Below are 22,492 nucleotides of genomic sequence, written 5' to 3'. Positions count from 1 at the left end.
GGGGGCGGTGTGGGGCGGCGCGGGGGGGGGGGCGGGGCGCCGCGGGGGCCGCGGTTTTTGCCGGGGGGGGGTCCCTTGGCGTTGGCGAGCTCCACTCGGACAGGACACCGATCCGCGGAGCGGGCGGGAAGCCGTTGGTACGGGCACGGGCGCGATTCATCGGATACGGGGATGTGAGAGCCATGGGAGTCGTGGTGGACGACGCGGGTGCCGATCTCGGGCACGACGCGGGGAAACGGGACGACCCGGTCGTCTGGGGGATACATCTGCAGCCGAACGGGGGAATATTTGTCGACAGGCAGAGTCTTTACTACGTCAGAATGAGCGGGCTGGCGCTGGAACTCGCGTTGCAAATGGCGCGCGCCGGCAGCGTGGCCGCCGTGGCCAGGCTACGCAGTCATCTGGACAACGAGCCCGTCGAAACGGCCCGGCGGTATATCGAACGTCTTCTCGGCGCCCATCCGGTGACCGAGAGCTGGCTGGCGGGCGAACTGCGTGGCGGGGTGAAGGTGAGCGGGTCCACCGCGGCGTATCTGCCCCTCAACGCGACCTTGCAGCTGACCAACCGCTGCAATCTGCGGTGTTCGTTCTGCTACGCGGGCTCCGGCGATCCGATGCCCGCCGAACTGTGCGCCGGCGAATGGACCGCCGTCCTCGAACGGCTCGCCGAGGCGGGTACCGCCGCCGTCACCCTGACCGGCGGGGAACCCACCATCGCCGCGGAGTTCCCCCGGATCCTCGCCGTGGCGAGCGCGCTGATCGACAACGTGGACATCTTCACCAACGGGCTCGCCTGGTCCGACCGTCTGATCGAGTACGTCGCGAGCTGCGGAAACGTCCGCGCACAGGTGAGCATCGACGGCCGCGCCGAGCACCACGACCTGCTGCGCGGGCGGGCCGGGTCGTACCGGCGCGCGCTGTCCACCATCGAGCGGCTGAGCTCGGCGGGGGTGCCGGTGTTCGTGGCGATGACGGTCTCGCCCGCCAACCACGGCGACGTCGAGCCGGTCATCGAGGATGTGGCCGCCGCGGGCGCCCTGCTGTTCCGCGCGGGCGCGACGGTACCGGTCGGCCGCGGCACCGACGCCGGGTTCGTGCTGACCAAGGACCAGGTGAACGCGGTGGTCAAGCAGTTCACCCGGGTGAACGAGCGGGACCTGGGGATCGACGTCGTCGGCTGGGACCGCTGTGCCGACCCGGACCAGGAGTTCGCCGGCGCGGGAGTGCCGGTCGAGTTCCTCACGCCCGGCTACCTCAGCTGGTACATCCGCGCCGACGGGAAGGTGACTCCTTGCCAGGTGGAGGAAACGGCGTTCGGCGACGTCCGCGCCGAGCCGTTCGGCCGGATCGGGGACCCCGCGCGGCTGGCCGTGATCCGCGGCGAGGCGACCGACTGCGCGTGCGTGCGCAACCTCCGCATCGACGAGGAAGCCGACGTGCCCTTCGGGTTGTCGGCGCGGTGGCCCGCCGCCGGTACGTCCTGCTGTGCCGGAAGGGAGGGCTGCTGTGGCTGAGCTGCTGATCCTCGGGCTGAGCCTTCCGGTGGTGGTCCTGCTGTTCGTGCGATACCGGCGCAGCGCCTACCCGTCGCTGACCCCGTCCCGCGCGCAGACCAGGCAGGAGGCGATCGAGCAGGCCGTGGTGGCGGTGCGGCGGCTGTGCGGCGCCGACGTCAGCGGCTGGCGGAGCTTCGGCACCTTGTGGTTCGACGACGAAATCGTGGACAAGCTGCACCAGCTCGACGCCGCCGACCGCGACGACGCGTTCCTCCGGCGCTGGGGGCTGCGCGGGGCCTGGCGGGTCCGGTTCGTCCGGGACGGCACCGGCAGCGTGCTGGTCGGCCTGTCGGCGCGCGGGGAGGTGCTGCTGTTCGACATCGACGGTCCGGTCCGGCACCTGGTCGTGGCGCGCGAACGGACCGCGGCGGAGCTGACGACGGCCGAACTGCTGCCGCGACTGGACGGCGGGGCGGCCGGGCTGTGGTCGGGGACGAAGGTCAGCGGGCAGGGCGAACTCGAACTCAGCGAGGGCGGCGTCGAGCGAACGCACCGGCTGCGTACCGGCACCGGCGACCTGCGGATCGACCTGAACGTGGAGACCGTCGGCACCGCCGTGCTCCGGGTCGACTCGGACGTGGAGGTGGTCACCCCGGACGCCGAGGACGTCGATCGCGCCGAGCAGCGCGACGCGGTCGCCGGGGTCGGCGGCATGCTCGGCGCGGTGGTCGCGATGGTCGTCGGCGTGGCCATCCTCGCGTTCGGCGGGGGCCGGATCGATCCGGTCCTGCTCGTGGCGCTCACCGTGCCGGTCCTGCTCGCGGTGCTGGGCACCGAGTACGCGGCGATGCAGGGTTCGGTGGTCAACGGGTACGACGGCAAGCTGTCCTGGTCCGCCTTCCGCGTGCTGAACGTGGCGATGTCGCTGATCTCGGCGATCGTGTCCACGTCCGTCGTCGTGCTCGCCGTGCTGGCCGGAACCGTTGTCGCCCAGCGGATCGGCCTGCCGCTGCTGGACGATCCGGTACGCCAGGCAGGCTGGGGAGCCTGGCTCGGGGCGGCCTGGCTCGGACTCGCCGCCGCGGGCTACGCGCTGCTCGCGCACTTCGGGATCGCCCGGGTCACCACCGCGCCGGACCGGCGGTCACTCCGGCACGCCGGAGTCGGTGTCGGCCACGTCGCAGGCGTCACCCTGCAGAGCGCGATCAGCGAGGAGACCGTGTTCCGGTTGCTGGGCGTGCCGGTGTGCCTGTGGCTCACCGGCGAACCGCTGCTCGCGGCCGCGGTGCCCGCCGCGTTGTGGGCGGCGATGCACAGCGGTTCGGTCGTGCGGCCGCGATGGATCCGGATGGGTGAATTGTTCGTCGTGGGGACCGTGCTGGGAGTAGTGGTGGTGGAGGTGGGGCTGATCGCCGCCTTGCTCGCGCACGTGGTCTACAACGCGGCGTCGATGATCGTGCCGTTGCTGGCCGGCGAACGTACGCCGGGGGAGCGCGCGGCACGTCGTACCCGGTCGGCGGACAAGAAAGCGCACGGCCGACGAGTGATCGCGAGGCACTGATGATCGGTTCCAGACTCTCGTCCCGGCAGACGTCGCCGGAGGCCGGCACGACCGCGGACCCGGCGGAGATCGACTGGTCCGGCCCGCCGCCGATCACCGGCTACCCGGACGGCGCGGGACCGCGCGCCAGGCTGCGCGATCTCGCGCGTTATCTGCGGCCACAGCGGGCTTCCCTGATCGGCGCACTGGTGCTGGGGCTGCTCGGCGCCGGGATGTCGCTGGTCCAGCCGCTTCTCGTGATGCGGGTGATCAACAACATCGGCGGCCAGGTGACGTGGCTGGTCTTCGCGCTGGCGGCGCTGTTCCTCGGCGAGGCGCTGCTCGGCGGCCTGCAGAGCTTCCTGCTCCAGCGTTCGGGCGAGGGCATGGTGTTCGGCGTGCGGAGCAGGTTGATCTCGCACCTGCTGCACCTGCCCGTGCGCGAGCACGATCGCCTGCGTTCCGGTGATCTGCTGGCCAGGGTGGGCACCGACACCACGCTCCTGCGCGAGGTCGTCTCCTCGGGGGTGGTCGAGGCGGTGGTCGGCGTGGTCGGCCTCGGCGGCTCGGTGATCATGATGCTGCTGATCGACGTGTCGATGTTCGTGCTCGTCCTCGCCACGGTGGTGGTGGCGACGGCGCTGGTCGGGCTGGCGCTGTGGGGGATCCGCGGCGCGTCCGAGGAGGCGCAGACCCGCGTCGGGGAGATGACCGCCGACCTGGACCGCGCGCTCGGCGCGGTCCGCACGGTGCTCGCCAGCCGGGCGCAGGGGCGGGAGTCGGCCAGGATCGAGGCCAGGGCCCGCGCGGCCTACCGGGCCGGGGTCCGGGCGGCGAAGCTGGACTCGGTGGTTTCGCCCACGATGTCCATCGCGGCGAACGGCTCGTTCCTGCTCGTGCTCGGCGTCGGTGGCGCCAGGGTCGCGGGCGGCACGATGGACCTCGGTGAGCTGGTTGGTTTCCTGCTGTACCTGATGATGCTGGTCATGCCGCTGGTGATGATCCTGCACGCGGCGACGTCGGTGCAGCGCGGTCTCGGTGCCCTGCAACGGATCCAGGACACTCTCCAGCTGCCGCAGGAGCCGGGCGGGGAGACCGCCACCGCGGTGGCGGAGGAGTCGCGCGCCGCCGAACTGGTGCTGGACAAGGTGTCGTTCGGATACGCCGAGGACCGGCCCGTGCTGCGGGAAGCTTCGCTGACCGTGCCCGCGCACACCCGGACAGCGCTGGTCGGGCCGTCCGGCGCGGGCAAGTCCACGATCTTCGCGCTGATCGAACGGTTCTACGAGCCGGATTCCGGCGCGATCATGCTCGGCGGCGCGGAACTGGGCGCGCTGCCGATCGGCGATCTGCGTGCCCGCATCGGCTACGTCCAGCAGGAAGCGCCCATGCTGTGGGGCTCACTGCGGTCCAACTTGTGTTACGCCGCACCGGAGGCCACCGAAGCCGAGCTGACGGAAGTGCTGGGGATGACCAACCTCACCGGTCTTGTCGAGCGGCTGCCCGACGGGCTGGACTCCGAGGTCGGCGATCGAGGTGTGCAGTTGTCCGGCGGGGAGCGGCAACGCGTGGCGATCGCGCGGGCGCTGCTGTGCCGTCCGACGCTGCTGCTGCTTGACGAGCCCACCGCGCAGCTGGACGCGGAGAACGAGGCGATGCTGACCGCCACCGTGCGGCGGGTCGCCCAGCGGTGCACGGTCCTGGTGATCGCGCACCGGCTGTCCACCGTCCGCGACGTCGAGCAGATCGCGGTGCTCGACAGGGGACACGTGGTCGCGACCGGGCGGCACGAGGACCTGCTCGGCGGGGAACCGCTGTACCAGCGGCTCGCGGGACAGCTCGTGTGACAGCGTTCCCATTTGTCCAATCCCCGGCGCGCGTCGGCGGGCGAGGATGCCGTCATGAGCATCGACAACGAGGTGCGTATCGGCGCGTTCGTGTTCACCAGCCGATACGAGGGGCAGACGGCGAGTGAGGTGCTGGCCCGCGGGGTGGCCACCGCTCAGGCCGCCGAGGCGGCGGGCTTCGACGACGTGTGGGTGACCGAGCATCATTTCGTGCCGTTCGGGGTCAATCCGTCCGCGCTGACGTTCGCCGGTTACCTGCTCGGCCGGACCAGCACGGTGCGGGTCGGCACGGCGGTCACCGTGCTCCCGCTGCATTCGCCGGTGCACGTCGCCGAACAGGCCGCGCTGCTGGATCACCTGTCGGGCGGCCGGTTCGACCTCGGCGTCGGCCGGGCACAGCCGGTCGTGGACTACGAGGTCATCGGCCGGGGTGTCGAGTACTGGCGGCACGGGCTGCCCGAGGCGCTGGACCTGACACTGGCCGCTCTCGCCGGCCCGGTGTCCGCCGACTCCGAGCTGTACCGCTTCCGCGAGGTCACCCCGGAACCCGGCCCCGCGGACGCCGGGCCGCCGCCGGTCTACGTCGCCGCGAACTCGTCGGCGTCGGTGGAACTGGCCGCGTCCCGGGGGCTGCCCATGCTGCTGTTCTTCGACAAGGACGCCGGCGCGAAGGCCGCCATGATCGCCGAACACGCCCGCGTCGCCCTGGCCGCGGGTCATCCCGGTGACGGCTACGCGCACGGGATGGCCCTGTTCGCGCACGTGGCCGACACTCCGGACGAGGCACGCCGGGTGATGCGCCGCGCGGCGGGGGAGTTCGTCCTGGCGAACAGCCGGTACCGGCCGTTGGTGGACGTGCCGCGGCGGGGCGACCACGACGCCCCGCACGAGCAGGTCGTCGACCGGCTGACCGAGTCCGCGCTGGCCACGCATCCGGTCGGGGCGCCGGAGGTCTGCGTCGAGCGGCTGGTCGGCCAGATCCGCGAGTCGGGCGCCCGCCGGGTGCTGTGCCAGGTGGAGGTCGCCGGGGAGCACGACAGCGTGCTGGCCAACGTCAAGCGGATGGGCGAGGAGGTGCTCCCCGAGGTTCGCCGCCGCCTGGCGACCGGTTGATCCGTCCTTTGTGGACACCGGCGCTTCCGGCTCTGAGGTTTTCCTGAGAACTCGCGGATACGGTCCGGCTTGTTCCGGCCAGGCGAATAACGGGAGGTCGTGGCGTGGGCAGCGAAGCCGTGGAGTACCTGATCATCGGCGCCGGTCCGGCGGGCACCCAGCTCGCGTACTTCCTCGACCGGGCGGGCAGCGACTACCTGGTGGTCGAGGCAGGCGAATCGGCGGGCACGACGTTTCGCGCCTTCCCCCGGCATCGGCGGATGATCTCCATCAACAAGCCGCACACCGGTTCGGACGACGCCGAGCGGAACCTGCGGATGGACTGGAACTCGCTGCTGTCCGACGATCCGAAGCTGCGGTTCACCGAGTACACCGGCAAGTTCTTCCCACACGCCGACGACTACGTGCGCTATCTCGCCGACTTCGCCGACGCGTATGGCCTGAACATCCGGTACGACACCCGGATCGCCGTGCTGGAGCGCCCCGACGACTTCGTCGCCACGACCGAAAACGGCGAGCGGATCACCGCGAAGCGCGTCGTGGTGGCCACCGGGTTCGGCCGCTCCTACGTGCCAGGGATCCCGGGCATCGAAACGACCGAGCGGTACTGGGACATGCCGGTCGAACCCGAGGAGTTCACCGACCAGCGGGTGCTGGTCATCGGCAAGGGCAACTCCGGTTTCGAGACCGCCGACAACCTCAACGAGCACGCCGCGCGGATCCACGTGCTCGGCCCCAGCGCGCTGAAGTTCGCCTGGCGCACCCACTTCATCGGCCATCTGCGCGCGGTGAACAACAACTTCCTCGACACCTACCAGCTCAAGACGCAGAACATGGTGCTGGACGCGACCATCGACCGGATCGAGCGGCGCGGCGGCGAGTACCACGTGACGTTGACCTATGCACGCAGGCCCAAAACCGTGACGCTGGTGTACGACCGGGTGCTCACCTGCACCGGGTTCGCTTTGGACGACAGCATTTTCGGCGAGGGCGCGCGCCCGGAACTGACCATCAAGGACCGGTTCCCGAAACTGACCGAGGAATGGGAGTCGGTGAACGTTCCCGGCCTGTTCTTCGCGGGGACGCTGACCCAGTCCCGTGATTTCAAGAAGTACACCAGCGCGTTCATCCACGGATTCCGTTACGGGGTACGCGCGCTGAGCCATGTGCTGGCCCACCGCTACGACGGCGTCGAGTGGCCGTCCCTGGCGCTGCCCGCCGAACCGGGGGCCATCGCCGGCGCGCTGCTGGACCGGCTCGCCCACACTTCCGCGCTCTTTCAGCAGTTCGGTTTCCTGTGCGACTTCGTGTCGGTGCCCGCCGGGGCGAGCACCGCGCGGTACCACGAGGAAATGCCGTTCGACCTGCTGCACAAACCGGGCTACGGCGCGACGGGCACCGTCATCACGGTTTCGCTGGAATACGGTGCCGGACATTCCGCGATCGACCCGTTCGACGTCGAGGCGGGTCGTGCGTGGGAAGCCGATCCGGCCAACGAGGATCGCTACATGCACCCGGTGGTCAGGCATTTCCGCGACGGCGAACTGGTGGCGGTCAAGCATTTGCCTGAGCAGATCTACAACGAATGGACCGACGAGGACGAGTACCTGCTGCCGCTGCGCGAATTCGTCGCCGACGCGCTCAGCGGCGTACCGGCCGTCGCCTGACGTGCGGATCGGAGCCTCCGTCATGACCATGGACCTGTCACCGGTCAATCTCCGCGAATTCGAGCAAGCCGCTTGCGACCGTCTCGACCCGGTGTACTACGACTACTTCGTCGGCGGGGCACAGGACGAACACACGGTCCGGGCCAACGAATCGGCGTTCGCCGCGATCGAGCTGGTGCCCAGGATCCTGCGCGGCGCCGAGCCCCCCGAACCGGGGACGAGCCTGCTGGGCTGCCCTTCCGCGATGCCGGTGCTGATGGCGCCGACCGCCTTCCACAAACTCGCGCATCCGGAGGCGGAGCTGGCCACCGTGCGCGCCGCGACCAGGGCTGACGTGATCATGACCGTCGCCATGCTGTCCACCGTCGCGGTGGAACGGATCGCCGAGGAGGCCCGCCGCGTAGCCGGCGGCACCGACCCGAAACTCTGGTTCCAGCTCTACGTCCAGCCGGATCAGGAGTTCACCAGGGCGCTGGTGCAGCGGGCCGAGTCGGCGGGGTGCCGCGCGCTGGTGGTCACCGTGGACTCGGCGGCACTGGGCCGTCACGAACGCAACGACCGCAACGACTTCCACCAGCTCCCCGACGACGTCCAGTGCGAGAACCTGCGCGGGCTGGGCGGCAGCGACTCGGGCAACGTGCGGCGGGTGACGCTGTCGCCGGAGATCTCCTGGCAGCACATCGAACGGCTGCGTGAGATGACGCGCTTGCCGATCGTGCTCAAGGGCGTGCTGCACCCCGCCGACGCCGGGCTGGCGGTGCGGAACGGTGTCGACGCGATCGTGGTGTCCAACCACGGCGGCCGCCAGCTCGACACCACACCGGCGACCATCGCGCAGCTGCCGGTGCTGGCCGAAGCGGTGTCCGGGCGCATCCCGCTCCTGCTCGACGGCGGAGTCCGGCGCGGCACCGACGTGGTGAAGGCGCTGGCGCTCGGCGCCGACGCGGTGGCGCTGGGCAGGCCGATCGTGTGGGGCCTGGCAGGGGGCGGCGAGGCCGGGGTGGCCAGGGTGCTCGAACTGATGCGGTCCGAGCTGGAGAACGCGCTGGCGCTGTGCGGGGTGTCCGCTCCGAAGGAACTGAGCCGGGATCTCGTGGCTCTGCGCAAGGAAAACTCCCGATCCCGTGAGGTACAAGCATGACAGTCCCCAGTGAAGCCGTGGACGACATCGACGAGGTCGCCGAACTCCTCGCCGAGGCGCGGCTGCGCCGGCCGAACAACGCGCCGCACGACCGGTTCCTGACGTCCTACAAGGCGAGGATGCTGTACCGGTCGGAAATCCTGCGCCCGCCCGCGGTGCACGGGGTGAAGGACGCGGTCGATCTCCACTGCCACGCCCACGAAGGCCAGCAGGACGCGCTGTCCATCGCGAAGCTGGCCTCGGCGAGCGGCATGAAAGGCTTGCTGTACAAGAGCATGCCCGGGATGAACCGGCCTGACCTGTCCGGTCCCGCCGAGGCGGTGCGCGCACTCGAGGACCCGCTGAGCAAGTGGGCCGAGGAGATGGACATCGAGCCGATCCGGCTGTGGTCGGGCTGGATCTGCACCGACACTCGCGGCCTGTCGGTGACCGAGGCGGCCCGGAAACAGCTGGAGAGCGGGATCTCGGCGATCTGGATGCCGGTGTTCCGCAGCGCCAACACGCTGAACAAGGTGGGCGGCAAGGCGATCTGGTTCGACAAGGACGCCGACCCGACCGCGTGGAGCGATCCGCTGCCCTGGGAAAAGGCGCTCCAGGTCGGCACTTACACGATCGACGAGCACGGCAGGCTCAAGCCGGAGTACCGGGAGGTCTTCCGGATGGCCGCCGACCACGACGTGATGATCTCCTTCGCGCACGCCACGCATCGCGAGATCGAAGCGATGGCCGAGCAGGTGCGCGACCTGAACATCACCAAGGCCGTGGTGGACCATCCGTTCAGCCCGTTCCTCGACCTTTCGCTCGCCCAGATGAAGGAGCTGACCTCGGCCGGGGTGTACCTGAACTTCACCTACGACGAGATCTCCCCGCTGCTGGGCATCGATCCGGCGGTGATGTGCCGGACCATCCAGGAGGCCGGCACGCACCACGTCACGCTGTCCAGTGACGCGGGGGAGCCGTTGTTCCCGAACACCGTGGAAGCGCTGCGGTTGCTGATCGCCCACATGCGTGCGTTCGGGCTGACCGAGGAGGAAATCCGCGAGGTCAGCTCGGTCAATCCGGCGAAGGTGCTGAACGCGGCGTAAGGAGCCTCATGTCCTATCTGCCATCGCTGCCCGAAGACGCGGTGCTGATGGATGTCTTCCGGGCTTACCCGGACACCGTCCCGCCGTTGGTCGACTACCACCGGATCCTGCTGCGCGGTCCGTCGGTTTTCTCGCTCGCAGAACGGGAACTGATCGCCGCGTACGTGTCCGGCCTGAACGACTGCGCCTACTGCCACGGCGTACACGGCGCCACCGCGGCGGCGTTCGGTCTCCCGGAGGGGCGGCTGGCCGCGCTGCTCACCGATCTGGACACCGCGCCGGTCGAGCGGCGGTGGAAGGTGCTGCTGCGCTACCTCCGCACGCTGACGCTGACTCCGTCCCGGCTGGCCAAAGTGGACGCCGAAGCGGTCCTCGCCGAGGGCTGGGACGAAAAGGCACTGCACGACGCGGTGTCCGTGTGCGCGCTGTTCAACTTCATGAACCGGTTCGTGGCCGGGCTCGGCATCACCGCGGACGAGGCGTACTTCGCCGCGGCGGCCGCCCGGTTCGTCGCCGACACCGACTACCGGGACTATCAGGACGTCGCCGCGTCCGGCTGAGACCCTGCTGCCGGAAGTGCTTGTGGCAGCAGGGTTTTCGGTCAGCTCAGGGAGAGTGCGTTCCGCAGTACCGCGATCGCCTGGGCGATGGCGGCTTCGGCCGCGTGGGTTTCGCGGAGCGCGTTGACCATCACGAAGTCGTGGATGATCCCCTGGTATCGCACCGCGGTCACCGGCACACCGGCCTGGCGCAGCTTCGCCGCGTACGCCTCGCCTTCGTCGCGGAGCACGTCCGCTTCACCGGTGATCACCAGTGCGGGCGGGAGGCCGGCGAGTTCGTCGAGGCTCGCGCGCAGCGGGGACGCGGTGCTTTCCGCGCGCTGGGCGGGGTCGGTCGTGTACTGGTCCCAGAACCACTTCATGCCTTCGCGGCCGAGGAAGTAGCCCTCGGCGAACTTCAGATACGACTCGGTGTCGAAGTTCGCGTCGGTGACGGGGTAGAAGAGCACCTGCTGCCGGAAGCCGACGTCGCCGCGGCGCTTGGCCAGCAGCGTGAGCGCCGCGGTCATGTTGCCGCCGACCGAGTCGCCTGCGATCGCGATCCTGGTGCTGTCCAGCCCTTTCTCGGCACCGTGTTCGGCGACCCATTTCGCGACGGCGTAGTTCTCTTCGATCGCGATCGGGTAGCGCGCTTCCGGCGATCGGCTGTACTCCGGGAAAACCACCGCCGCGCCGGTACCCACGGCGAGTTCGCGCACCAGCCGTTCGTGGGTGTGGAAGTCGCCGAAAACCCAGCCCGCGCCGTGGATGTAGACGATCACCGGCAGGGGACCGGTGACGCCTGCCGGACGGACGATCCGCGTCTCGACGTCGCCGTTCGGGCCGCCGGGCACCGACAGGGTTTCGATGTCCGCCGCGGGCATCGCGATCTCGCCGTCCTGGACCGCGTCGACGGCCTTGCGTCCCTCGGCGGGTGGGAGCTGGAACAGATACGGCGGCTGGTCGGTGGCCTCGGCGAACGCCTGTGCGGCGGGTTCGAGGGCCAGGTTGTGCGGGTTGGCGGTCATGGCTGCCTCCTTCGGGAGCGATCGGACAGCACAGAAGATAGCGCGCCATTAAGTTGTGCACAACGAAGTTGGGTCAAATGAGATCTGCGGCACTTGAGTTGCGTGCGGGCACGCCGAGGGCGCAGGATGGCGGGTTGAGGAGGACGTGATGGCCGAACCCATGTCGCTATGTCTCGATGACCAGCTCTGCTTCGGGCTGTACGCGGCTTCGCGCGCGGTGACGTCGCTCTACCGCGTCGTCCTGGCCGACCTGGACCTCACGTATCCGCAGTACCTGGTGATGCTGGCGCTCTGGGAGCGCGACGACCGGCTGGTCAAGGAACTCGGTACCGAGCTCAATCTCGATTCCGGCACGCTGTCGCCGCTTTTGAAGCGCCTGCAGACGGCCGGGCTGGTGCGTCGCGATCGTCAGGCCGACGACGAGCGCGCGGTGCGGGTCAGCCTCACCGAAGCCGGTGCGGCGTTGCGCGAGAAGGCCGCCGGAATCCCGAACGTGATCGGCGAGGCGATGGGGCTGGACGAAGCCGGGCTTGCCCGCCTGCGCGCGGAACTCGACCGGCTGACGGAATCGGTGAACGCCTACCGCGAGGCGATGCCCCGGGCCTGATGTCGCGGCGGTTCCCGGTGCCGGTTCAGGGAAGCCTGGCGCCGGCGGCGGCGAGCACCGCGGTGACCGGCCGGAAGAGGAACCCGCCGCCGGCCCCGCAGTCGCCCGTCAGCCCGATGGCCAGGCCCAGTGCCGTGGTCCCGTCGAACAAGGAATCACCGTCGTCGCGCGGCTCGCGACAGATATCCGTCTGGCTCAGGCCGGTGAGGGTGCCTTCGGGGGTGTTCACCGCCAGGCCCACAGCGATGATGGTGCCGGTCCGCACTCCGCTCCGGCTTCCCGCGGTCGTGATCCTGTCCCCGACGGTCCTGTCACCCGCCCCGGTGATCGTCTGGAAGGTGCCGTCGTGGAGGTTCACCGTGCTGGGCGCCGCGACGCCGGGATCGTAGACGGCGAGGACGGTTTCGTTGCCGGGGAACTCGACCGGGGCTGTCGTGGCGATGTGCTGGGTCAAGGCGCGGTCGGCGTACCAGTCGGTGACCCAGGCTCCGCACCGGCCGGCGATCAGCAGGGCGGGCTGTCCGCGGCGGTCGTGCACGTTGAACCCGACCGTGCAGCCGGTCCCCGAGCCCCAGATGACGTCGCCGCCACTGATCGACACGGCGGCCGGACGGGCGTGCGCGACCGATGCGGGAAGAAGCGCCAGTAGCCCGGTGAGCGCTATCAGGGCGCGGGTTCTCGGGAAAATCATGGAATCCTCCCAGTGGGACCGGAAACTTCCTCGCCCGCATAGTAGAGTCCGGTTCCGCGCCGGTCCAGGAATACGATTCGAAGATCCACAATGGACTATTCGGACGCCTGTCGCGGACCCGGGAACGAGCAATGAGGTTCGGCTGCTCAGCGGTCACTTGCCTGGTGACATCGCGGGTAGTCTCGCATCACTTGCCCTCCCGAACGCAAGCATGGTCGTCGACCCCTCGATCCGCACAGGAGCGCCATGAGACGCCTGGCTGGAATCCTTGTCGTGTTCACTTTTCTCGTGGCCGTCTCCGCCCCGGCCGAGGCTTCACCAACGGGACAATCCCAGACGATCTGCATCAATTCCGCGCCCGCCACCGGCTGGATGATCACCGCCTATTACGATTCGTATCTCTGCGGTACGCCGGGTAACGGTGTCTATAACGCGAAGCAGGTCACCGATGTGCGGGACACGCCGCCGGGCCGTGCCGTTTCGGCGTGTCAAATGCCGCCACCCAGCGGTTTCTACGCCACCTCGTGGTCGTACACGGCTTCGTGTGAAGGGAGCAAGACGCCCGACAGGCTGCTCAACAACCTGCAATCCGTGACGAATCTGAACGGGCTGTCGTCGGGCTTCACGATCGTCATCTGCGGAATCCAGAACGCCCCGTCCGGCTGGGAGCTGCTCGCCATCGTCGCGGCCTACCAATGCGTTTATCCTCGTGCCGGTGGACTCGGCCAGAACGCCGTCTCCATCCGCAAACGCTGACCTGCCGAGCGCGGTGCCGGCTGTGCTGAAGGACGCTTTCAGTGCATTCAACGCACTGAAAGCGTCCTTCAGTGCGGCCAGTGCACCGAAGGCGTCCTTCAGCGCGGCAGGTAGGCCTCGATCCACCGGGTCAGTTCGGTGAAGACGTGTTCGCGCACGGGCCGCGGTGACAGGACGAGATCGTGCAGGCCGCCGTCGATGCGGATCAACGTCAGATGCGAGCCGAGGCCGGCGCACCGGCGTGCGATGTCGGTGACGTTCAGGATGGCGTCGGCCTGGCCGACATCGGTGTGCTTGCCGGGTTTCACCGACCTCGCCGAAGTCATGACGAGGACCGGAACGTCGATGTCGAGCCCGGCCCGCAGGTGGCGCTGCCCTCGGTGGATGGCGGCGAGCCAGGCCGTCCGCACGGGGAAGCCCTCGACGGGTTTCCACGCGAGGTCGAAGTCCCATTCCCCGCCGAAGCCGCGGTGGAGGCTCTGGGCATAGGCGGGGGAGATCGCGGCGGGCAGCGTGGCCATGGGGCGGGCGTGCCGCAGGGCTCCGGCCAGCGCGCCCGCCACGGCCCGTTTGACGGCGACCTCGGGCAGTTCGAAGAACGGGCTGTTCAGGAACAGTCCTTGGACCAGCCCCCTGCCCCGGGCCCGGTCTGCCCACAGCGACGCGATGAGTCCGCCGGTCGAGTGGCCGTTGAGCAGCAGGACGTCGTGCTCGGCGCGGATGATCCGGACGGCCTCGTCGATTTCCGGGAAGTACTCGGTGAGGTCGGTGACGAAGTTCGGGGTCTGGTGCGGGCGCAGCGACCGGCCGTACTTGCGCAGGTCGAGTGCGTAGAAGTCGAAGCCCTGCGCGAGGTAGAAGTCGGCGAGATGGGACTGGAAGAAGTAGTCCACGAACCCGTGGACGTACAGCACCGCGCGCCGGTGCGGCGGGTCGGCTCGCCGGGTGACGAGCGTGGCGAGGACCTCTCCCTCGTCGTCGGTGCCCAGCGGTATCTCGGTCGCCTCGTAGTCCGGCCCGAGCACGTCTGCCATCGGTCCTCCGCCTGTCTCGCCGCAGAAACACGGGCGTGCCTCCGTACACTGTGGACCATAGTCGCCGGATCGACGCACGGCCGCATCCCGGCCACCGCGCGGGTCAAACGGTGCGGACGCCGGCCGGCAGCCGTCCGGCCGCGGAGGTTTCGCCGAGAATGCGGACGATCTCGCCCTGGAGGGCGCGCGCCGCGCGGGGTGGTGCCATCCCGCGCCGGGCGGCCAGATACACCGTCCGGGTCAGGCCGGGCGCGGCGATCGGCGTGCCGCGGAACCGGTCCCGGACCATGGTCGCCGGCACGACCGCCAGCCCCATCCCGGCGTTGACGAATTCGAGCACGGCGTCCATCTCCCCGCCCTCGATGGCGAGGGTGGGTTCGAACCCGGCGGCCCGGCACGCGGCGAAGGTCGTCTCACGGAGGTCGTAGCCGGGCCGGAACATCACCAGCGGACGTCCCTCCAGTTCCCGGATGTCCATGCGGGAACGGCGCACCGGCCGTGGTGCGTCGAGCGGCGACACCACGACCAGCTCCTCGACGAACAGCGGGATGGTCTCCAGCACGGAGTCGTTCGTGAGGCGCGAGTCGATGACCAGCGCGAGATCGAGCGCGCCCTCGGACAGCTCGGTCTGCAAGTCGCGCGAACCGCCTTCATGGACGACGAGCTCGATGCCTGGGTGAGCGCGCCGGAACGCCACCAGGATGGGCGGCAGCAGCCCGGTGCACAACGACGGCGTCGCCCCGAGCCGCACCCGGCCGGTGTCGAGGTCCTCCAGCGCCCGGATCTCCTGCCGGGCCGTCTCGGTGTCGGCCAGGACGCGCCGGGCGATGGGGAGCAGCCGCTCGCCCGCCTCGGTGAGCTCGATGTTGCCGCGGCTCCGGTGGAACAGCGGGGCGCCGAGGCTGTGTTCGAGCGCGCGGATCTGTTGTGACAGCGACGGCTGGGCCACGCCCGCCTGTGCCGCGGCCCGCGTGAAGTGACGTGTGTCGGCCACCGCGACGAAATATTCGAGCTGATGGAACTGCATGGAGGCATGATAGCTGATGCCTATCGTCATGAGAGTTTTTCGAACTTTGACCAATGCTGGCGGGCGATCTACCGTGCGGAGGTGGCCAGCACAATGACGCGCACCCAGTCCGTGCGCTCCCTTTGGAGAACCACGATCGGCAAGAAGGCCGTCATGGCGATCACCGGTTTGCTCTTGATGGCGTTCCTGATCGCGCACATGCTGGGGAATCTGAAGGTGTTCCTGGGTTCCGGTGAATTCGACCATTACGCGTCCTGGCTGCGCACCATCGGCGAGCCGGCGCTGCCCTATTCCTGGTTCCTGTGGATCCAGCGAGTCGTGCTGCTGGTGGCGGTGGTGCTGCACTTCACCGCGGCCCTGCAGCTGTCGGTACGCGATCGGCGCGCGCGGCCGGTCGGCTACGTGCACGGACAACGTGCTCGCGCGAGTTTCGCGACCAGGACGATGCGGTACGGCGGGGTGATCCTGGCGCTCTTCATCGTCTGGCATCTGCTCGATCTGACGGTGGGCGCGGTACATCCGGCTTTCGACCCGGAAAGCCCTTACCGCAACGTCGTCAACGATTTTCAGGTCTGGTGGATCAACCTGATCTACCTCGTGGCGGTGGTGCTGCTCGGCATTCACGTCAACCACGGTTTCTGGAGTGCCTCGCAGACGCTGGGCCTCAACCGGCCCTCCCGTGACAAAGCCATCAAAGTGATCGGTTCGACGGTGGCGGTCGTTCTCACGGCGGGTTTCGCGCTCGTTCCTCTCGGCGTCATGACCGGATTGGTGAGCTGAATTGATCGACTACCTGGTGGGTGACCCGATCACCGACACCGCGGCCCCCGGCGGCCCGCTCGAGCGCCGATGGGACGAACGCCGATTCGGCGCCAAGCTGGTGAATCCCGCCAACCGCCGCAAGCACCGGATCATCGTGGTCGGGACCGGCCTTGCCGGGGGATCGGCCGGGGCCACCCTGGCGGAACAGGGGTACCACGTCATCCAGTTCTGCTTCCAGGACTCGCCACGCCGAGCCCACTCGGTCGCGGCGCAGGGCGGCATCAACGCCGCGAAGAACTACCGGAACGACGGCGATTCGGTCTACCGGCTGTTCTACGACACGGTCAAGGGCGGCGATTTCCGCTCGCGTGAGTCGAACGTCTATCGCTTGGCGCAGCTTTCGGTGGAGATCATCGATCAGTGCGTCGCGCAGGGCGTGCCCTTCGCCCGCGAGTACGGCGGGCTGCTGGACACCCGTTCGTTCGGTGGCGTGCAGGTCGCCAGGACCTTTTACGCGCGCGGTCAAACAGGTCAGCAACTGCTCATCGGTGCCTATCAGGCGCTTTCCCGCCAGATCGACGCCGGGAACGTCGAAATGCATCCGCGCACCGAAATGCTCGATCTGATCGTCGTCGGCGGACATGCCCGCGGCATCGTCGCCCGCGATCTGGTCACCGGCGCGATCGAAACCCATCTCGCGGACGCGGTGGTACTGGCCACCGGCGGCTACGGGAACGTGTTCTACCTGTCGACCAATGCCAAGGGCAGCAACGCCTCCGCGATCTGGCGTGCGCACAAGCGGGGTGCGTACCTCGCCAATCCCTGCTACACGCAGATCCACCCGACCTGCATTCCCCGTTCGGGAGAACACCAGTCGAAGCTGACGCTGATGTCCGAGTCGCTGCGCAACGACGGGCGGATCTGGGTGCCCGAGCGCGCCGGTGACACCCGCCCGCCGGGCGAGATCCCGGAAGCCGAGCGTGACTACTACCTCGAGCGGCTCTATCCGTCGTTCGGCAACCTGGTTCCCCGTGACATCGCCTCGCGGGCGGCCAAGAACCAGTGCGACGCCGGACGCGGTGTCGGGCCGGGCGGCCTCGGTGTCTACCTCGACTTCGCCGACGCCATCGCGCGCATGGGACGTCCCGCGGTGGAAGCCAAGTACGGCAACCTGTTCGAGATGTACGCGCGCATCACCGCGGAGGACCCGTACGAGGTGCCGATGCGGATCTACCCGGCCGTGCACTACACCATGGGCGGGCTCTGGGTCGATTACGACCTGCAGAGCACGATCCCGGGGCTGTTCGTGATCGGCGAGGCGAACTTCAGCGATCACGGCGCCAACCGTCTCGGCGCTTCGGCGTTGATGCAGGGCCTGGCCGACGGGTACTTCGTGCTGCCGACCACGGTGAACCACTACCTCGCGAGCGCCGAACTGGAGGCTGTCGACGCCCGGAGTCCCGACGTCACACAGGCGTCGGACGGGGCGAGGGAACGGATCCGGCGGTTGATGTCGATCGACGGGAACCGCACCGTCGACTCGTTCCACCGCGAACTCGGGACCCTGCTGTGGGATCACTGCGGCATGGCGCGGACCGAAGGCGGACTGCGTAAGGCACTGGACCGGATTCCCGCGCTGCGCGAGGAGTTCTGGCGCTCGGTCAAGGTCCCCGGCTCCGGCGCGGAGCTGAACAAGGAACTCGAAAAGGCGAACCGGGTGGCGGATTTCCTCGAGTTCGCCGAGCTGATGGTCCTCGACGCGCTCGTGCGCGAAGAGTCGTGCGGTGGCCATTTTCGCGAGGAGCACCAGACGTCGAACGGCGAAGCACAGCGTGACGACGAACATTTCAGCCACGTCACGGCTTGGCAGTACAACGGCGATGTCCCGATCCTGCACAAGGAAGCCCTCCAGTTCGACCACGTTCACCCGACCCAGCGGAGCTATGCGTGAAACTGACCGTGCGTATCTGGCGTCAGCCGGGTCCCGAGGCGCCGGGAAAGATGGTCGAATATCCCGTCGACGACGTCACCCCGGAAATGTCCTTTTTGGAGATGCTGGACGTCCTCAACGAGTCGTTGATCCTCGCCGGTGAAGAGCCGGTCGCGTTCGACCACGACTGCCGCGAGGGCATCTGCGGCATGTGCGGCGTGGTGATCAACGGCCGTGCTCACGGCCCCGAGCAGACGACCACCTGCCAGCTGCACCTGCGTGCCTTCCGCGACGGTGACGTGATCGACGTGGAACCCTGGCGTGCCAAGGCGTTCGGAGTGGTCAAGGATCTGGTGGTCGATCGCTCCGCGCTGGACCGCGTCATCCAGGCCGGCGGCTACATCACCGCGCCGACCGGCGCCGCTCCCGACGCGCATTCGACCCCGGTGCCCAAGCCGGACGCCGAGACCGCCTTCGAAAACGCCACCTGCATCGGCTGCGGTGCCTGTGTGGCAGCCTGTCCCAACGGCTCCGCGATGCTGTTCACCGCGGCGAAGGTCACGCACCTCAACGCGCTTCCGCAAGGACAGCCCGAGCGAGAGTCGCGGGTGCTGGACATGGTGGCCGCGATGGACGCGGAGGACTTCGGCGGCTGCACCAATGTCGGCGAATGCGTGGCCTCCTGCCCGAAGGGGATCCCCTTCTTCAGCATCACCACCATGAATCGCGAGTACCTGCGCGCGGTGCGCAAGCACTGAATTCCTCGTTGCCCCTTTCGGGGACCGGTCCCGGGCGTCGGGCACAACAATCGGCGTCGCCCGTCACCCGTTGCCGACCAAGGGGCCGAGATGGATTACCCGACACAGGCCACACCGGAAGCCGCGGCGGTTCGCCGGAGCCATGACCCGGTGGCTGTCGCCGTCGCCAATGCCTCACTGCTGAGCGTCGGATATCTGTTCTTGGGGCGACGTAAACTCGCTGTCTTCACCCTCGTGGTCACCGCCGCGCTCGTCACTCTCCTCGTCACGGTCGCCCGGTCGGTATGGCTCGAGGCGGGGGTGGTCCTCTGGTGGGCGGTGCTGATCGCGCACGGGTGGTTCCTCGCACGTCGGCGCGCTGAGCGAGTCGTGGTGCGGAGGCAGCGAATCGTTGCCCTCGCGGTCACCATTCCGGTGCTGCTGGCCTTCGGCCTCCTGCGGTTCGACGCCGCGAGAATCGAGCACACCGTCACCGAGGCCCGGCAGAGCGGCGGCTGCGTACAAGCGGAAACCGCGTTGGGCAAGGTGTGGTTCGGCCACCGCGTGGCCGACGCCCCGATGACCGTCCGCGGGGAGAAGACCGTTCAGGCGTGCGATCGCTTGCGGGCAGCCAAAACCAGGCTCGCCGCCGCCTCGACCGGCGACGTCAACGCCCTGAAAGGGGGCTTCGACGGACTCGCCTCGGTCCTCGCCCAGTTGCCGGGCCACGACAAGATGGCCGAAGTGACCCTCGACGGGTTCCTCACCGGCCTGCCCACCAAGAACGCCTGCCACACCGCGGCGATCAGCGACTGGCTTTCCGGGCGACACCCGAACAAGACGGTGCTGGACCGGTCGGCCGCCGTCGTCCCGCGGATCGCCCCCGCGGCGCTCGTCGGCTGTGGTGACGAGCTCGCCGCCGCCGAGCAGTGGGAGCAGGCGAGGGCGCGGTACCAGCAGTTCCTGGACCGGTATTCCGGCCAGGAGCTGACCGGCAAGGCTGAGGAAGGCGTCAAGAAGGCCACCCTGGCCATCGAACTCGCCAACGTCCGCGACCTGCTGAAAGGGCCGACCAGCGCACAACCCACCTACTGCGACAAACCGGCGCAGTACAGCGGCGCTGCCCCCTACGGCAAGGGAACCAACCGCACGCTGTTCTACGGCAATGACGAGTACACGGCCAAACTCCCCGCCGAATGGCGGAGCGGCGACGCCGCCGAGGCCGTATTGGTGGTTTGCGCGGGCAAGACGGACTACGGAACTGCGGTCCAGACCTGCCAGTACGAGAGTGAGAGGAACCCCAGTCTCCGCGGCGACGTGACGTTCCACAAGATCGCGATCCCGGTGAAGGCCTACGAGCTGCGGACCGGAAAGCTCGTGGTCGAGACCACGGTGGAGATCAGCGGTGCGAGCTGTCCCCAGACCTTCTCCGCTCCCCACTTCGGCTCGGGCGATTTCGGGCCGCCGCCGAAGCAGTACGTCACCGCGTCCGACGCCGACATCCGTGCCGCGTTCACCTCGGTGATCATCAAATGACCGGAAAAGACGTGAAGTCAACGGTCCGCGGCGCGAACGTCCGGGCAGGAATCGACACGCCTGTTCACGCGGAAATCAGGCCGCGAACCGCCGCCCGAACGGCCCGGCCGGGGCCGATCGCCTTCCCTAAGGTCGAAATGCGCACTTCCCAGCCAATTCCAGAAAGGGCACCGATGAGCAGTAGCAAGGTGAAACGCGTACTGGGAACCTTGGGAATCATTCTCGCCGGCCTGCTGGCCGGAGCGACTCTGTCCGCCGCACCCGCGGGCGCGGCACAGGCCGCCGCCGCGTCGCCGATCATCAGCGCCGCCGCCCCCAAGTGTGTCGGACTGGCGGACAACGGCAGCACGGCGAACGGAACCCGGTTGGTGTTGTGGGACTGTCATCTGCACGTCGACCAGCGGTGGTACCCCGGATTGGACGGCCGCTCGTTGCGCAGCTACGCCTCCGGCTACCCCAACGGAAAGTGCGTGGGTCTGGCGAACAACGGCAGTACCGCGAACGGCACCGAACTGGTGCTGTGGGACTGTCACCTCAACCCCGACCAGCAGTGGTCGTGGCGGGATCTGGGCGACGGCAACAACGCACTGGTCAACACCCCATCGGGCAAATGCGTGGGCCTGGCGAACAACGGCAGCACGGCGAACGGGACCCGGCTCGTGCTGTGGGACTGCCACCTGCACGTCGACCAGCGGTGGTACTGACCGATCGCGCTGAACGGGCAGGGCTCTCGCGAGCCCTGCCCGTCTTACAGTCTATTGTAGACAGTCAGCCCGCGACCGGGGTGAGCAGCACCGCGAAGCGCTGGTGACGGTCGCCCACCTTGGCGGCCGAGGCGGCGATCTGGCCGGCGTCGTTGATACCGTAGGCGGCCGTGATCGTCAGACCGGAGTCCGGCGGGATCACCGTGGTCAGATCGGTGCGGACGCCGTCGCGATACACCCAGCCGTCGCGTCCGTCACCGACGATCGTGCCGTCCTTGTTGATCGCGAAGGCGGTGCCGAACGTGCTCCCGCCGAGATCCGGCCACAGGTCGATCACCTTGCCCGCCGCGAACATCACCGGATGCCGGGGCGCGAACTCGCCACCGCCGACCCCTGCCGCGCCGACCGCGATCCCGTTGGAGTTCATGGCGTGCGCCTCCGACCACGTGCTGCCGGGCAACGACCCGAGGTCGGACGGGCTGCCGTTGCGCCATACCGTGGCCTCGGCGTTGCTGACGTCGTTCGACGTCGTGGACAAGCCGAGGACCTGGCCGTCCGCGGTGATCCCGAACGCCCCGGCGACCCGGCCACCGGGCAGCGAGGGCAGCACGGTGGTCTTTCCTGCCTGGTAGAGCCACGCGACGCCGGTGTCCACGCCACTGCCCGCGATCTGGCCGCTGTCGTTGATCGCGCGCGCCTCGACGTGATCGTCGGCGGGCAGGATGCCAAGATCGGTCGGGACGCCGTTGTGCCACACCACCGCGGTCTGCCGGATCGGCAACGTCTGCCGCGCGGACCCGACGACGGTGTCGGAGGAGTTCATCCCGAACGCCGCACTGTCGTGAGCCAGGGCCGGGTCGCCGGGCACGACGCCGGGCAACTCGGTCACCTGCGTCGGACTGGTGCTGAGATACCCGGTCTGGGCGCCGATACCGGGGAACGAGCCCAATCCCGCGGTGTGCCCCGCCGCATTGAGCGCGAACGGCACATTGCCGACCGCGCCGTCCACGGCTCTGATCATGGTCACCTTGTAGTGAACGGAAGCCGCCGCTGCTGCCTGGCCGGTGGTGACGGTGCTCGCGAGCGCGAACGGCGCCGCCAGCAGGGCAAGAGCGCGCGTAATCTTGTGCCGCACTTTGTCTCCTTCTCGAAGGGGAGCCGACACCGGGAAGTACACGCACGGGTTACGCCGTCGCCCACGGGGTGTATTGCCTGAGCTGGGGCCGTGTCCGATGGCGCTGTACGGTCGGAT

At 68.8% G+C, this 22,492-nt stretch carries 20 protein-coding genes; 15 read left to right on the top strand and 5 right to left on the bottom strand.

The features are described 5' to 3' along the window. Positions 1–182: 182 nt before the first annotated feature. The 8 genes from skfB (at position 183) to ACFWY9_RS21915 (ending at position 10,449) form a co-directional block, all read left to right on the top strand. Complete coding sequence (skfB, locus tag ACFWY9_RS21950; protein WP_378339797.1) at positions 183–1,514, top strand: sporulation killing factor system radical SAM maturase; 1,332 nt, start codon at positions 183–185, stop codon at positions 1,512–1,514. Next, a complete protein-coding gene (locus ACFWY9_RS21945; RefSeq protein ID WP_378339796.1) occupies positions 1,507–3,057 on the top strand; it encodes a hypothetical protein in 1,551 nt (516 codons plus the stop codon). Before skfB ends, ACFWY9_RS21945 begins: the two co-directional genes overlap by 8 nt. After that, positions 3,057–4,883, top strand: coding sequence for an ABC transporter ATP-binding protein (locus tag ACFWY9_RS21940; RefSeq protein WP_378339795.1), 1,827 nt, complete (start codon positions 3,057–3,059; stop codon positions 4,881–4,883). The genes ACFWY9_RS21945 and ACFWY9_RS21940 overlap by 1 nt, the downstream gene beginning before the upstream one ends. 54 nt (positions 4,884–4,937) lie before the next feature. Further along, positions 4,938–5,996: an LLM class flavin-dependent oxidoreductase gene (locus ACFWY9_RS21935; protein ID WP_378339794.1), complete on the top strand. Its 1,059-nt coding sequence runs from the start codon at positions 4,938–4,940 to the stop codon at positions 5,994–5,996. Between the two features lie 104 nt (positions 5,997–6,100). Beyond that, the gene (locus ACFWY9_RS21930) at positions 6,101–7,663 is read left to right on the top strand and encodes an NAD(P)-binding domain-containing protein (protein ID WP_378322898.1); all 1,563 of its coding nucleotides are present in this window, start codon (positions 6,101–6,103) and stop codon (positions 7,661–7,663) included. A 22-nt stretch (positions 7,664–7,685) separates the two neighbouring features. Continuing rightward, complete coding sequence (locus tag ACFWY9_RS21925) at positions 7,686–8,804, top strand: alpha-hydroxy acid oxidase (RefSeq protein WP_378339793.1); 1,119 nt, start codon at positions 7,686–7,688, stop codon at positions 8,802–8,804. Further along, the gene (locus ACFWY9_RS21920; protein WP_378339792.1) at positions 8,801–9,889 is read left to right on the top strand and encodes a DUF6282 family protein; all 1,089 of its coding nucleotides are present in this window, start codon (positions 8,801–8,803) and stop codon (positions 9,887–9,889) included. Before ACFWY9_RS21925 ends, ACFWY9_RS21920 begins: the two co-directional genes overlap by 4 nt. Positions 9,890–9,897: 8 nt before the next feature. Next, positions 9,898–10,449 carry a carboxymuconolactone decarboxylase family protein gene (locus ACFWY9_RS21915; protein WP_378322895.1) on the top strand — a complete coding sequence of 184 codons (552 nt, stop codon included), beginning with the start codon at positions 9,898–9,900 and terminating at the stop codon, positions 10,447–10,449. Positions 10,450–10,490: 41 nt separating this feature from the next. Here ACFWY9_RS21915 and ACFWY9_RS21910 read toward each other — a convergent pair whose 3' ends face one another. After that, entirely contained in the window at positions 10,491–11,456 is a 966-nt protein-coding gene (locus ACFWY9_RS21910) for an alpha/beta hydrolase (RefSeq protein WP_378339791.1), read from the bottom strand. Between the two features lie 148 nt (positions 11,457–11,604). Here ACFWY9_RS21910 and ACFWY9_RS21905 point away from each other — a divergent pair, with 148 nt between their 5' ends. After that, a complete protein-coding gene (locus tag ACFWY9_RS21905) occupies positions 11,605–12,063 on the top strand; it encodes a MarR family winged helix-turn-helix transcriptional regulator (protein ID WP_378322893.1) in 459 nt (152 codons plus the stop codon). A gap of 25 nt (positions 12,064–12,088) precedes the next feature. Here the strand turns inward: ACFWY9_RS21905 and ACFWY9_RS21900 are convergent, their stop codons facing one another. Then, positions 12,089–12,754 carry a S1 family peptidase gene (locus ACFWY9_RS21900; protein WP_378339790.1) on the bottom strand — a complete coding sequence of 222 codons (666 nt, stop codon included), beginning with the start codon at positions 12,752–12,754 and terminating at the stop codon, positions 12,089–12,091. 273 nt (positions 12,755–13,027) lie between these two features. Between ACFWY9_RS21900 and ACFWY9_RS21895 the strand changes: the two genes are divergently transcribed. Then, positions 13,028–13,510: a hypothetical protein gene (locus ACFWY9_RS21895; RefSeq protein ID WP_378322891.1), complete on the top strand. Its 483-nt coding sequence runs from the start codon at positions 13,028–13,030 to the stop codon at positions 13,508–13,510. 98 nt (positions 13,511–13,608) lie between these two features. On the opposite strand, the gene ACFWY9_RS21890 is transcribed toward ACFWY9_RS21895, so the two are convergent. Then, positions 13,609–14,544, bottom strand: coding sequence for an alpha/beta hydrolase (locus tag ACFWY9_RS21890; RefSeq protein ID WP_378339789.1), 936 nt, complete (start codon positions 14,542–14,544; stop codon positions 13,609–13,611). Positions 14,545–14,647: 103 nt separating this feature from the next. Then, positions 14,648–15,571 (bottom strand): LysR family transcriptional regulator, encoded by a 924-nt coding sequence (locus ACFWY9_RS21885; protein WP_378339788.1) that lies wholly within the window; start codon positions 15,569–15,571, stop codon positions 14,648–14,650. Here ACFWY9_RS21885 and ACFWY9_RS21880 point away from each other — a divergent pair. From ACFWY9_RS21880 to ACFWY9_RS21860, 5 genes are all read left to right on the top strand, one after another. Beyond that, a complete protein-coding gene (locus ACFWY9_RS21880; protein ID WP_378339787.1) occupies positions 15,560–16,351 on the top strand; it encodes a succinate dehydrogenase cytochrome b subunit in 792 nt (263 codons plus the stop codon). The genes ACFWY9_RS21885 and ACFWY9_RS21880 overlap by 12 nt on opposite strands. Before the next feature lies 1 nt (position 16,352). Then, positions 16,353–18,284 carry a fumarate reductase/succinate dehydrogenase flavoprotein subunit gene (locus ACFWY9_RS21875; RefSeq protein ID WP_378339786.1) on the top strand — a complete coding sequence of 644 codons (1,932 nt, stop codon included), beginning with the start codon at positions 16,353–16,355 and terminating at the stop codon, positions 18,282–18,284. Beyond that, entirely contained in the window at positions 18,281–19,021 is a 741-nt protein-coding gene (locus ACFWY9_RS21870; protein ID WP_378322883.1) for a succinate dehydrogenase/fumarate reductase iron-sulfur subunit, read from the top strand. Before ACFWY9_RS21875 ends, ACFWY9_RS21870 begins: the two co-directional genes overlap by 4 nt. Before the next feature lie 90 nt (positions 19,022–19,111). Continuing rightward, the gene (locus tag ACFWY9_RS21865; protein ID WP_378339785.1) at positions 19,112–20,536 is read left to right on the top strand and encodes a hypothetical protein; all 1,425 of its coding nucleotides are present in this window, start codon (positions 19,112–19,114) and stop codon (positions 20,534–20,536) included. A 173-nt stretch (positions 20,537–20,709) separates the two neighbouring features. Beyond that, on the top strand, positions 20,710–21,240 hold the full coding sequence (locus ACFWY9_RS21860; protein WP_378322881.1) for an RICIN domain-containing protein: 531 nt from the start codon (positions 20,710–20,712) through the stop codon (positions 21,238–21,240). 64 nt (positions 21,241–21,304) lie between these two features. Here ACFWY9_RS21860 and ACFWY9_RS21855 read toward each other — a convergent pair whose 3' ends face one another. Next, positions 21,305–22,375 carry a hypothetical protein gene (locus ACFWY9_RS21855; protein WP_378339784.1) on the bottom strand — a complete coding sequence of 357 codons (1,071 nt, stop codon included), beginning with the start codon at positions 22,373–22,375 and terminating at the stop codon, positions 21,305–21,307. Positions 22,376–22,492: the final 117 nt, after the last annotated feature.

Origin of the sequence: Amycolatopsis sp. NPDC059027 (assembly GCF_042739735.1) — a bacterium.
In the GTDB taxonomy this organism is placed as follows: Bacteria; Actinomycetota; Actinomycetes; order Mycobacteriales; family Pseudonocardiaceae; genus Amycolatopsis.
This window is presented reverse-complemented; position numbering and strand designations above follow the sequence as displayed.